Here is an 11902-nt window from a genome sequence, read left to right on the forward strand (position 1 = left end):
ACCCGTCGCAGTACCCTGTTGTGACCAGTCTTGCAGGTTTTCGATGCGACGTAGAACACCTGCGGGCCATTTATTGGATTCAGGTTAGAAAGGCGAAATGCGATCTGGCAAGGAAAACATGTGCTGCACCGCAACATGACCCTGCGAAACCGCCCGCCTTCGCCCGGTTTGCCTGTGGTTTAATCACATTGAATCATGGATTTGGCCCGGTCCGCGCCGGGCGATACGTGAAAGCACCTTCAAATTTTCCCGAACAATAGCGCGCGGTGCCCACCATTGTCGCGAGGGACGCAAAAAGCCGCTTTCGCGTCCGCGCCGGATCGGGGTAGCTTGCGGCATGACCTCCGATCCCCGATTCATTCACCTGCGTGTGCATACCGAATATTCGCTGCTGGAAGGCGCGGTTCGGCTCAAGAAACTGCCGGGCATGTGCAAGGCCAACGACATGCCCGCCGTGGCGGTCACCGACAGCAACAACATGTTTTCCGCGCTGGAATTCTCGGTCGCGGCAAGCGGTGCCGGCATCCAGCCGATCATCGGCTGCCAGGTCGATCTGGCCTATGTGACGGTCCAGCCGGGCGAAAAACCCCGCGCACCCGCGCCGCTGGTGCTGCTGGCGCAGTCCGAGGCTGGATATGAAAACCTGATGAAGCTGAATTCCTGCCTGTACGTGGACAAGGGCGGGCAGCTTCCGCAGGTCACGCCCGGGGAACTGGAGCAACACGCCGACGGGCTGATCTGTCTGACGGGCGGTCCCAACGGGCCGCTGGGGATGTTGTTGCAGGCGGGGCAGCGACCCGCCGCGCAAGAGCTGCTCGGGCGGATGGCACGGGCCTTTCCCGACCGCCTCTATGTGGAACTTCAGCGCCACCCTGGCGAGGGCGGGCAACCCGAGGCCGAGCGGCTGACCGAACAGGGCCACGTGGAAATGGCCTATGCGATGAACCTGCCGCTGGTGGCGACGAATGATGTCTATTTCCCCGAAACCAAGATGTACGAGGCCCATGACGCCCTGATCTGTATCAGGGAAGGTGCCTATGTCGACCAGCAGGAACCGCGCCGCAGGCTGACCGCACAGCATTATTTCAAGAGCCAGCAGGAAATGGTGACGCTGTTCGCCGACCTGCCCGAAGCGGTCGAGAACACTGTCGAGATCGCGCGCCGCTGCGCGTTCATGGCCTATCGCCGCGACCCGATCCTGCCGAAATTCGCCGATGACGAGGTCGCCGAGCTGCGCCGCATGGCAAACCAGGGTTTGCAGGCCCGTCTGGCGGTGATCCCGCACGCGGTCAGTGTCGAGGAATACCAGAAACGGCTCGATTTCGAACTGGGGATCATCGAGGGCATGGGGTTTCCCGGCTATTTCCTGATCGTGGCCGATTTTATCCAATGGTCCAAGGATAATGATATTCCGGTCGGACCCGGCCGGGGGTCGGGCGCGGGCAGCCTCGTGGCCTATGCGCTGACCATCACCGACCTTGATCCGCTGCGCTATTCGCTGCTGTTCGAACGGTTTCTCAACCCCGAGCGGGTGTCGATGCCCGACTTTGACATCGATTTCTGCATGGACCGCCGCGAAGAGGTGATCCGTTATGTGCAAGAGAAATATGGCCGCGACAAGGTGGGCCAGATCATCACGTTCGGTGCGCTTTTGTCCAAGGCGGCCGTGCGCGATATCGGCCGCGTTTTGCAAATGCCCTATGGCCAGGTGGACCGCCTGTCCAAGATGATCCCGGTCGAAGGCGTCAAGCCGGTCAGCATCGAAAAGGCGCTGATCGACGAGCCGCGCCTGCGCGAAGAGGCCAGGAACGAAGAGGTGGTCGAGCGGTTGCTGACCTATGGCCAGCAGGTCGAAGGGCTGTTGCGCAACGCCTCGACCCATGCCGCCGGGGTGGTGATCGGCGACCGGCCCCTGGATGCGCTGGTGCCGCTCTACCAGGACCCGCGTTCCGACATGCCCGCCACCCAATTCAACATGAAATGGGTCGAGCAGGCGGGGCTGGTCAAGTTCGACTTTCTCGGGCTGAAAACCCTGACGGTCATCCAGAACGCGCTGGATCAGATCCTTGCCTCGGGCAGACCGCTGCACGTGGCCGCGGACGGCACCCGGCTCTACGAGCCCGCCGAGGGGGCCGAGAACCAGATGAACCTGATCCCCCTGGATGACGAAAAGACCTACAGGCTCTACGCCGCGGCCAAGACCGTGGCGGTGTTTCAGGTGGAAAGCTCGGGCATGATGGATGCGCTCAAGCGCATGAAACCCACCTGTATCGAAGACATCGTCGCACTCGTCGCGCTCTATCGGCCGGGCCCGATGGAAAACATCCCGACCTATTGCGAGGTCAAGAACGGCCAGCGCGAGATCACCTCGGTGCATCCGCTCATCGATCATATCCTTGAAGAAACCCAGGGCATCATCGTCTACCAGGAGCAGGTGATGCAGATCGCTCAGGTCATGGCCGGCTATTCGCTTGGCGGCGCCGACCTGCTGCGCCGTGCCATGGGCAAGAAGATCAAGGAGGCGATGGACGCCGAACGCCCGAAATTCGAAAAGGGTGCCGGGGAAAACGGGGTCGACAGGAAAAAGGCGACCGAGGTTTTCGACCTCTTGGAAAAATTCGCCAATTACGGGTTCAACAAATCCCACGCGGCGGCCTATGCGGTGGTCAGCTACCAGACCGCCTGGCTCAAGGCGAACCACCCGGTGGAATTCATGGCCGGGGTGATGAATTGCGATATCCACCTGACGGACAAGCTGGCGGTCTATTTCGAAGAGGTGAAAAAAGCGCTGGACCTGCCATGGGTGCCGCCCTGCGTGAACCGCTCTGATGCGACGTTCAAGGTGGTCGACGGGGCGCTGGTCTATGCGCTTGGCGCGCTCAAGAACGTGGGAACCGAGGCCATGCGCCTGGTGACAGACGGGCGCGGGCAGGACGGCATCGACAAGCCGTTTGCCACCCTGTTCGACCTGGCGCGGCGCGTCGATCTCAAGCGTGTGGGCAAGCGCCCGATGGAGATGCTGGCCCGCGCGGGTGCGTTCGACGCGCTCGACACGAACCGCCGCCGCGTCTTTGACAGCCTGGATGCGCTGGTCGCCTATTCGGCGGCGGTGCATGAGCAGAAGAATTCCAACCAGGTCTCGCTCTTTGGCGAAGCGGGCGAAGACCTCCCCGAACCGCGCCTGTCAACGGTCAATGACTGGTTGCCCGCCGAACGGCTTGCCGAGGAATTCAAGGCCGTGGGATTCTACCTGTCCGGGCATCCGCTGGATGACTACGCGGCGTTTCTCAGGCGCAAGGGCGTGATGACGCTGGAAGAAGTGCAGCAAAAGGCTCAATCGGCCCCGCATGTGGCCAAGTTGGCCGGGGTGGTCGCAGGGCGTCAGGAACGAAAATCCGCGCGCGGCAACCGATTTGCATTTGCTCAACTGTCCGACGCGACCGGAGCCTACGAGGTGACGCTGTTTTCCGAGACGTTGGAAAAATCACGCGCTTTCCTTGATGCGGGCTCCAAAGTGGTGATCACGGTCGAAGCCAACGTGGAAAGCGATCAGCTCAAGCTGCTGGCCCGATCGGTGGTACAGATCGATGCCGCGATCGGTGAGCTTGAAGCGGCGGGTCTGCGCGTGTTCATCGAGGATGTCGATGCGGTCGAAACGGTGGCTCGGGTTCTCGACGACGCCCAGACCGCGGCGCGCAATGCCGCAAGGGGACCGATTCAGGTGTGCCTGGTGGATCCGGCACTGCCTGGCGAGGTCGACATGGAGCTGGGACAGGAATTCGCCATAAACCCCCAGATCAAGGGCGCGATCAAGAGCCTGCAAGGCGTGCTGTCGGTCGAGGATCTCTGACGCCGGTTTGGGGGCTCTGCCCCCGCCGCCCTGCGGGCGTCTCCCCCGGAGTATTTGACCAAAGATGAAATACGGGATTTGCCTTCTTCATCTTTGTCACAATACTCCGGGGAGTTTGAGGGGCAGCGCCCCTCATCCTTTTCCGGGTCAGTAGTGCGGGGGGCGCTCGTCAGCGATGATTACGCCTCCGCCCCTTTCCGCCTCGCGCTCGCCCTCTCGCTGCATGAGCATATGGACACGCCGGGTCAGCGTGTCGATTTCTCTTTGCTGGCGCGCGACCACGTCGCTGAGTTCATCCACGGTGCGTAGCAGGTGGGCAAGTTTTTCTTCCAGGTGTTGCATGATCGGCCCTCATTGTTTCATTTGGCCTTTACCGTGGTTGCGTGTCTTTTCCAACGGCGGGACTTGCGCCGCCTTGCCCCGGTGGTGCCCTTGGGCTAGACCCCGCGGCAACCGGACTGCCCAAGGACGCCCGATATGGCCAAGACCAAGAAACAGCCCCGCCCCAAGGCCGAAACGCCCAAGGGGTTCCGCGACTATTTCGGTGCGGAGGTCACGCAGCGCAGCGCGATGTTGCAGGCGATTGCGGCGGTTTATCATCGGTACGGGTTTGATGCGCTGGAATCCTCGGCGGTTGAGACGGTGCAGGCCCTGGGCAAGTTCCTGCCCGATGTGGACCGCCCCAACGAAGGGGTTTTCGCCTGGCAGGAGTTTGACGAGCGCGACCGGGGCGACTGGCTGGCGTTGCGCTATGATCTGACCGCACCGTTGGCGCGGGTCTATGCGCAGCATCGCAATGACCTGCCCATGCCCTATCGGCGTTATGCCATGGGGCCGGTCTGGCGCAATGAAAAGCCGGGGCCGGGGCGGTTCCGGCAATTTTACCAATGCGACGCGGATACGGTTGGCACCGCGAGCATGGCTGCCGATGCCGAGATTTGCGCGATGTTGTCCGATACGCTCGAGGCCGTGGGCATCGCGCGAGGGGATTACGTGATCCGCATCAACAACCGCAAGGTTCTGAATGGGGTGATGGAGGTGGCCGGAGTGCTGGACCCGTCCGAACCGGAAAACTTCGCCCAAGAACGCGGGATCGTGTTGCGCGCGATCGACAAGCTGGACCGGCTTGGGCCGGGCGGGGTGCGGGCCTTGCTGGGCGACGGGCGCAAGGACGAGAGCGGCGACTTCACCGCAGGCGCGGGGCTGGGCGATGCGCAGGCTGAAATCGTCATGGGATTTATGCAGGCCCGTCGCGATACAGGCGCGGAAACGGTGGCCCGGCTGCGCGAATTGGTGCAGGGGTCGGCCATGGGGGAAGATGGCGTTGCCGAGTTGCAGGAGATCGCCGACCTGTTGGCTGCGCAAGGCTATGGCCCGGATCGGATCATCATCGACCCCTCGGTGGTGCGCGGCCTTGGGTATTACACGGGCCCGGTCTATGAGGCGGAACTGACCTTCGAGATTCTTGACGAGAAAGGCCGCAAGCGGCAATTCGGATCGGTTGCCGGGGGCGGGCGTTATGACGACCTTGTCAAACGCTTTACCGGGCAGGCGGTGCCGGCCACTGGAGTTTCGATCGGCGTGGATCGGCTGTTGGCGGCGTTGCGGGAAAAGGGGCGGATCACCTCGGTGGCGCAGGGGCCTGTTGTGGTCACCGTGATGGATCGCGACCGGATGGCGGATTACCAGGCGATGGTGGCCGAACTGCGCAATGCGGGCATTCGCGCCGAGGTGTATCTGGGCAACCCCAAGAATTTTGGCAACCAGTTGAAATATGCCGACCGGCGCAACAGCCCGGTGGCGATCATCGAGGGCGGCGACGAAAAGGATCGCGGCGTGGTGCAGATCAAGGACCTGATCCTGGGCGCGCAGATCGCCGAGAACGCCACGCTGGAAGAATGGAAAGAACGCCCCAGCCAGTTCGAAGTGCCGCGTGATCAGATGCTGGCCAAGGTGCGCGAGATCCTCGCGCTGCACGGAACCGGGGCGAACTGATGCCGACACGAGCCGAAACACTGACCGAAGCGGCGCGTTTGCGCGCGTTGTTTCAGGCCGCGGGCGCCTTGCCGATCGAAACGCCGATCCTGCAACCGTCGGAAACCCTGTTGGACCTGTATGGCGAAGACATCCGCGCGCGGGCCTATGTGACCAGCGATGCGCTGAACGGCGAACAGATGCTGCGCCCGGATTTCACGGTGCCGGTGGTGCAGATGCACATGGAATTCGGTGCGGAACCGGCGCGCTATACCTATTCGGGCGAGGTTTTCCGGCACCAGGACGAACATCCCGAACGGGCAAGCGAATATGTGCAGGTCGGCTATGAGCTGTTTGACCGCACCAACGCGGCGGCGGCCGATGCCGAGGTTTTTGCGCGTATTGCCGAGGCGGTTGCCGGGCTGAACCTGCGCGCGGCGACCGGTGACATCGGTATTCTGATGGCGGCGGTGCGCGGGTTGAACACCACCGGGCGGCGCAAGGCGGCGCTGATGCGGCATATCTGGCGGCCCCGGCGGTTCCGGGCCTTGCTCGACCGGTATTCGCGGCGTGTGCCGGTGCCCCCGACACGTGCGGATTTGCTGGCGCAGGAGGATCCGCTGTCGATCGATGCGCCCTGGATCGGCAAACGCGGGCAGGCCGAGCTGGCCGAGCGGATCGAGGCCCTGCGCGCGGATGCCGAGGCACCGCCGATCTGTGCGACCGAGCTCTCGGCGCTGGACAACCTGCTGTCGGTGCGTGAGACCGCGCCCTTTGCATTGGCCCACCTGCGCGACATTGCCGTCGATCTGCCGTCGATCACGCCATCGCTTTATGTGCTCGAAGCCCGGTTGGGCGCGCTGGATGCCTGTGGGATCGATGTTGAAAACCTCGATTTCGAGGCCAGCTATGGGCGCACCTCGATGGAGTATTACGACGGGTTCGTCTTTGGGTTCTATGCCGAGCGCCGTCCGGATTTGCCGCCGATCGCCACCGGCGGGCGGTATGATGCGCTGACCCGGCAACTGGGCGGGGGCAGCGAGATCCCGGCGGTGGGCGGTGTGTTGCGTCCGGGGCTGATGCTTGAACTCCGGGAGGGCATGGCATGAGTGTCAAGCTGGGTGTGCCGTCCAAGGGGCGGCTGATGGAAAAGACCTTTGGCTGGTTTGCCAAGCGGGGCATCACCCTGACCCGCACCGGTTCAGAACGGGAATATGCCGGCATGGTGACCGGGATCGACGGTGTCGACCTGGTGTTGCTTTCGGCGGGAGAGATCCCGCGCGAACTGGCGGCGGGGCGGATTCACCTGGGCGTGACCGGCACCGATCTGGTTCGTGAAAAGCTGCCGCTTTGGGAGCAGCAGACAGAAGAGGTCAGCCCGCTGGGCTTTGGCCATGCCGACCTTGTGCTGGCGGTGCCGAAATGCTGGGTGGATGTGGATACGCTGGATGATCTCGATGCGGTGGCGGCGGCGTTTCGGGCGCGGCACGGGCATCGCTTGCGGATCGCGACCAAGTATCACCGGCTGGTGCACGGATTCCTGCGTGATACCGGCGTCGCGGATTATCAGCTGGTCGACAGCCAGGGCGCGACCGAGGGTACGGTGATGAACGAAACCGCCGAGATGATCGCCGATATCACCTCGACCGGGGATACGTTGCGGGCCAATCACCTGAAGATCCTGGGCGAAGGCCTGATCCTGCGCAGCCAGGCGACCCTGTGGCGCAGCCGGTCCGCGCCGGTAAGCGACGCGGACCGCAAGACGCTGAAGGCGCTGATCAGGCAGGTGGGTTAGGGGGCCGAGCCCCCGCCAGACCAGCGCAGCCAGCTTTCGGGCGAGCCATGGTAGACATTCAGGTCGACCGGCCCTTCGACGCCGGGCAGGATGCCGGTGCCGGTATATTGCCAGAAGGTCCAGAACGCGCCGGGATAGACTGTGCGCGGATGGCCCGCGACCGAGCGCAGCCAGAATTCCGTGTTGCGCAGCCGGCCAATGCCGGTCTCGGCATAGAAATCGACCGTGGTATAGACCACCGGGCGACGACCGTAATGCGCTTGGAGCATGTCGAGGAAAATCTCGGCCTCGGCGCGAATAGTGTCCCCGTCCGGGCGCAGGCGGCAGGTGCGCGATTGGTGGTTCCATTCCATGTCGAGCACATGCGGCAGATCCGAACTGCTGCGCGGGACATTCCGGATGAACCACGCGGCCTGTTCATGGGCCGGGCGGCAGAAGTAATAGAAATGATAGGCCCCGTGCCGCACGCCGGCACGGCGGGCACCGGTCCAGTGATCCTGGAACATCGGGTCGATGTAGTCGCCGCCCTCGGTGGCCTTGATGAAGGCAAAGTTGATGCCGGCGGATTTCACGCGGGACCAGTCGATATCCCCCTGATAGCGGGCCACATCGATGCCGTGGATCGGATAGGAATAGGGGTCGCGGCCTTTCCACGGATGCGGTTTGGAATCGCCATAGCGCGGATAGACCAGAAGGTTGGTCTCAGGGTCCAGCTTGGCGGGCACCACGGGGGCCGTGCGCTCGACGCGCCCGCCACAACTGGCAAGGACGGCCGCTGCCAGCAGGGCCACCAGGATTCTGTACATTTTTGTTCTCCTGCTCGATGCCGTCTTGTCGCGCGGCTTTGGTGTTGGAGTTGGGGCATGTTTAAACGATATCCCCGGCCTGCAACAGGGATATGTTGGGGCGGGGTCAGATCACGCCGATCTCGGCCAGCGCGCGATTGAGTTCGAGTGGCAATGCATCATCCGTTTCGCGCCCCTCGGGCAGGTCGGGCGGGGTGTCCTCGGGCGGCAGATAACGCCAGCCCTGAAACGGTCGGCGCAGCACCGACTGGGTGCGGTGCAATTGCCGGTCCAGAACAATGGCACAGCGCCGGATGCCGTCGCTGCCTGTCACCTCGTCAAGGCGCAGCACCTTTTGCCGGCATTGGACCAGCCCCTTGATCACCCAGTAGATCGAGCCGCCATTCAGAATCTCGGCCTCGCGCTTGGGCCACATCCGCGTGACGTGGCGGGGCAACCCGTCCTCGGATTGCGCCTGGCGGGTCTGTTGCCATTGCAGCAGGTCCTCGACACCTTCGGTGCCAACGGAGAGTTTGATCAGATTGACGGTCTTATCCACAGAGTCTTCCCCGGCTGAGGGTGTATATGGTAGTGGATATTGGTCAGGCTTCAAGCTATTGTGGTTGCCTGCCAAAGAAGGATTCGGATCATGAGCCGATTTGCCGCCCCCATCGCTGAACAGATCTGGGACATGAAGTACCGGTTCAAGGACGCCGACGGAAGCCCGATCGACAAGAGTATCGAGGACACGTGGCGCCGAATCGCGCGCGATCTGGCCAGTCATGAACAGACCCCCGAAGCCTGGGAAGACCGGTTCTTTGAGGCGTTGGAGGATTTCAAATACCTGCCGGCGGGGCGCATCACCGCCGGGGCGGGGACGGCGCGGCAGGTGACGCTGTTCAACTGTTTCGTGATGGGCACGGTACCCGACAGCATGGGCGGCATTTTCGAGATGCTGAAAGAGGCGGCCCTGACCATGCAGCAAGGTGGCGGGATCGGGTATGATTTCAGCACCATCCGCCCCAAGGGTGCGGATGTGAAGGGGGTCGCCGCCGATGCCAGCGGGCCGCTGTCTTTCATGGATGTGTGGGACGCCATGTGCCGCACCATCATGTCCGCCGGCAGCCGGCGCGGCGCGATGATGGCGACCATGCGTTGCGATCACCCGGACGTGGAACAGTTCATCTCGGCCAAATCCGACTCGGCCCGGTTGCGCATGTTCAACCTGTCGGTGCTGGTGACCGATGATTTCATGCGGGCGGTCAAGGCGGACGGGCCGTGGGACCTGCAATTTGACGGCAAAGTCTATCATACGGTGCAGGCGCGCGACCTGTGGAACAAGATGATGCGCGCGACCTATGATTTTGCCGAACCGGGGGTGATTTTCATCGACCGGATCAACGCCGCCAACAACCTGGCCTATTGCGAGACCATTGCCGCGACTAACCCCTGCGGCGAGCAACCCCTGCCGCCCTACGGGGCCTGCCTTCTGGGCTCGATCAACCTCGCGCGGCTGGTCACCGATCCGTTCGCCGAGGCGGCACAGCTCGACGAGGCGGCGCTGTCCGAGCTGGTGGCAACGGCGGTGCGGATGATGGACAACGTGGTGGACGTGTCCAAGTTCCCTTTGCCCGAACAGGCCGAGGAAGCCCGCAACAAGCGCCGGATCGGGCTGGGCGTGACCGGGCTGGCGGATGCGCTCCTGATGCTGGGCCTGCGCTATGGATCGGAGGAGGCGGCGCGTCAGACCGAGCGCTGGCTGCACGCGATCGCCCGCGCCGCGTATCTGGCCTCGGTGGATTTGGCGAAGGAGAAAGGGGCCTTTCCGCTGTTTGACGCCGAGAAATACCTTGCCAGCGGTACCATGCAGCAGATGGACGAGGACGTGCGCGCCGCCATTCGTGAACATGGCATTCGCAACGCCCTGTTGACCAGCATCGCCCCCACCGGCACCATCAGCCTTTATGCCGGCAACGTCTCGTCCGGGATCGAGCCGGTCTTTGCCTATGCCTACAAGCGCAAGGTCCTGCAGAAGGACGGTAGCCGCACCGAGGAAGAAGTGGTCGATTACGCGGTGCAGATGTGGCGTGACAAGTTTGGCGACGCCGCCTTGCCCGACTATTTCGTCAACGCTCAGACCCTGTCGCCTGCCGACCACGTGCGCATGCAGGCCGCCGCGCAGAAATGGGTGGATTCCTCGATTTCCAAAACCATCAACTGCCCCGAAGACATCAGTTTCGATGCCTTCAAAGACGTATACATGCAGGCTTGGGATTCCGGCTGCAAGGGCTGCACCACCTATCGTCCGAATGATGTGACGGGGAGTGTGTTGAGTGTCGCCGAAGACAGCAACAAGACGGCCGAAGTTGTCGCGCGCAACGACGCAGAACCCCAAACCCCGCATGGTGATGTGATCTACATGTCCGAACCGCTGGACCGGCCCAGCGAGCTTGAGGGCAACACCTACAAGGTGAAATGGCCCGACAGCGAACACGCGCTCTACATTACCATCAACGACATCGTCATCAATGGCCATCGCCGTCCTTTCGAAGTGTTCATAAACTCCAAGAACATGGAGCATTTCGCCTGGACCGTGGCCCTGACCCGGATGATCAGCGCAGTGTTCCGCCGCGGCGGCGACGTGAGCTTTGTGGTCGAGGAACTCAAGGCCGTCTTCGACCCGCGCGGCGGCGCTTGGGTGCAGGGCAAGTACATCCCCTCGATCCTGGCCGCGATCGGAGGTGTCATCGAACGGCACATGATCGCGATCGGATTCCTGGAAGGCGAGGGAATGGGCCTGAAATCAGACCCGCAGGCGCAGGTCGTGAACACCGACACACCTCGCGGCAAGGCGTGTCCCAGCTGTGGCCAATACGACATGCGGATGGTCGAAGGCTGCATGACCTGCGCCAGTTGCGGTTATTCCAAATGTCAATAGTCATGAGCTAAGTCCTTGTGGAACGACACATAAGGTGACATTTATTGACGTCGAGTTGCCATTTCTCGGCGTCGGACCTGCAGTGCTCGCTGCGTATCGCTAGCTTTTTTGTGACATTGCAAAAAGAGCCGGGTGCGGATTTTGGACCTTCGCATAAGTATATCAGACCGATGTCAGTCTTCCGAACGCGGGCAATTGGTGGCGGCCTAGAGTTTTGAAACCTTAAGAGGCCTTGTTGCACAAATCGGGTGAGGGATTCACTGCGTGAATCCAGCATGATGGCTGGATGGCATGAGCAGTTGGGCCCCTACGAAGTACAAGACCACGAACTGATCGGCTTACAATGAAAGCTTGAAGCGGCGCGGATCGCTGACGATCTGGTTTGATCCAGAAATGACATGGCGAGCGCCACCGACCGGCAAACGCGGCCGACAGCCGAGCTTCAGCGACGCGGCGATCCAGACGTGTCTGACGATGAAGGTGCTGTTCAGCATGCCCCTTCGGCAGACGACAGGGTTCGTCGAAAGCCTGTTGCGTCTGGCAGCGCTTGACTGGAAAGT

At 62.4% G+C, this 11902-nt stretch carries 9 protein-coding genes; 6 read left to right on the plus strand and 3 right to left on the minus strand.

Annotation, left to right across the window (positions count from 1 at the left end):
- Positions 1-337 precede the first annotated feature (337 nt).
- Complete coding sequence (dnaE, locus tag ACP15R_RS19285) at positions 338-3850, plus strand: DNA polymerase III subunit alpha (RefSeq protein ID WP_424987866.1); 3513 nt, start codon at positions 338-340, stop codon at positions 3848-3850.
- A gap of 147 nt (positions 3851-3997) precedes the next feature.
- Here dnaE and ACP15R_RS19290 read toward each other — a convergent pair whose 3' ends face one another.
- Positions 3998-4192: a SlyX family protein gene (locus tag ACP15R_RS19290; protein ID WP_424987867.1), complete on the minus strand. Its 195-nt coding sequence runs from the start codon at positions 4190-4192 to the stop codon at positions 3998-4000.
- A 135-nt stretch (positions 4193-4327) separates the two neighbouring features.
- Here ACP15R_RS19290 and hisS point away from each other — a divergent pair, with 135 nt between their 5' ends.
- From hisS to hisG, 3 genes are read left to right on the plus strand one after another with little or no spacing between them, the layout of a single operon-like run.
- Positions 4328-5845, plus strand: a complete 1518-nt coding sequence (gene hisS / locus ACP15R_RS19295) for a histidine--tRNA ligase (protein WP_424987868.1) — start codon at positions 4328-4330, stop codon at positions 5843-5845.
- On the plus strand, positions 5845-6933 hold the full coding sequence (locus tag ACP15R_RS19300) for an ATP phosphoribosyltransferase regulatory subunit (RefSeq protein WP_424987869.1): 1089 nt from the start codon (positions 5845-5847) through the stop codon (positions 6931-6933). Before hisS ends, ACP15R_RS19300 begins: the two co-directional genes overlap by 1 nt.
- Positions 6930-7619: an ATP phosphoribosyltransferase gene (hisG, locus tag ACP15R_RS19305; RefSeq protein WP_424987870.1), complete on the plus strand. Its 690-nt coding sequence runs from the start codon at positions 6930-6932 to the stop codon at positions 7617-7619. Before ACP15R_RS19300 ends, hisG begins: the two co-directional genes overlap by 4 nt.
- On the opposite strand, the gene ACP15R_RS19310 is transcribed toward hisG, so the two are convergent.
- The gene (locus tag ACP15R_RS19310; protein ID WP_424987871.1) at positions 7616-8425 is read right to left on the minus strand and encodes a GH25 family lysozyme; all 810 of its coding nucleotides are present in this window, start codon (positions 8423-8425) and stop codon (positions 7616-7618) included. The genes hisG and ACP15R_RS19310 overlap by 4 nt on opposite strands.
- 106 nt (positions 8426-8531) lie before the next feature.
- A complete protein-coding gene (locus tag ACP15R_RS19315) occupies positions 8532-8963 on the minus strand; it encodes a DUF1489 family protein (RefSeq protein WP_424987872.1) in 432 nt (143 codons plus the stop codon).
- Positions 8964-9053: 90 nt separating this feature from the next.
- Here ACP15R_RS19315 and ACP15R_RS19320 point away from each other — a divergent pair, with 90 nt between their 5' ends.
- On the plus strand, positions 9054-11342 hold the full coding sequence (locus tag ACP15R_RS19320) for an adenosylcobalamin-dependent ribonucleoside-diphosphate reductase (protein ID WP_424987873.1): 2289 nt from the start codon (positions 9054-9056) through the stop codon (positions 11340-11342).
- Between the two features lie 351 nt (positions 11343-11693).
- A partial coding sequence (locus ACP15R_RS19325; protein ID WP_424987874.1) for a transposase occupies positions 11694-11902 on the plus strand: 209 nt, incomplete at its 3' end.

The sequence above is a fragment of the Microbulbifer sp. S227A genome, from assembly GCF_049800935.1.

Coding starts and splice junctions, on each gene's coding strand:
- dnaE (WP_424987866.1), top strand. CDS start 338: ATGACCTCCGATCCCCGATTCATTCACCTGCGTGTGCATACCGAATAT.
- ACP15R_RS19310 (WP_424987871.1), bottom strand. CDS start 8,425: ATGTACAGAATCCTGGTGGCCCTGCTGGCAGCGGCCGTCCTTGCCAGT.
- ACP15R_RS19290 (WP_424987867.1), bottom strand. CDS start 4,192: ATGCAACACCTGGAAGAAAAACTTGCCCACCTGCTACGCACCGTGGAT.
- hisS (WP_424987868.1), top strand. CDS start 4,328: ATGGCCAAGACCAAGAAACAGCCCCGCCCCAAGGCCGAAACGCCCAAG.
- ACP15R_RS19300 (WP_424987869.1), top strand. CDS start 5,845: ATGCCGACACGAGCCGAAACACTGACCGAAGCGGCGCGTTTGCGCGCG.
- ACP15R_RS19320 (WP_424987873.1), top strand. CDS start 9,054: ATGAGCCGATTTGCCGCCCCCATCGCTGAACAGATCTGGGACATGAAG.
- hisG (WP_424987870.1), top strand. CDS start 6,930: ATGAGTGTCAAGCTGGGTGTGCCGTCCAAGGGGCGGCTGATGGAAAAG.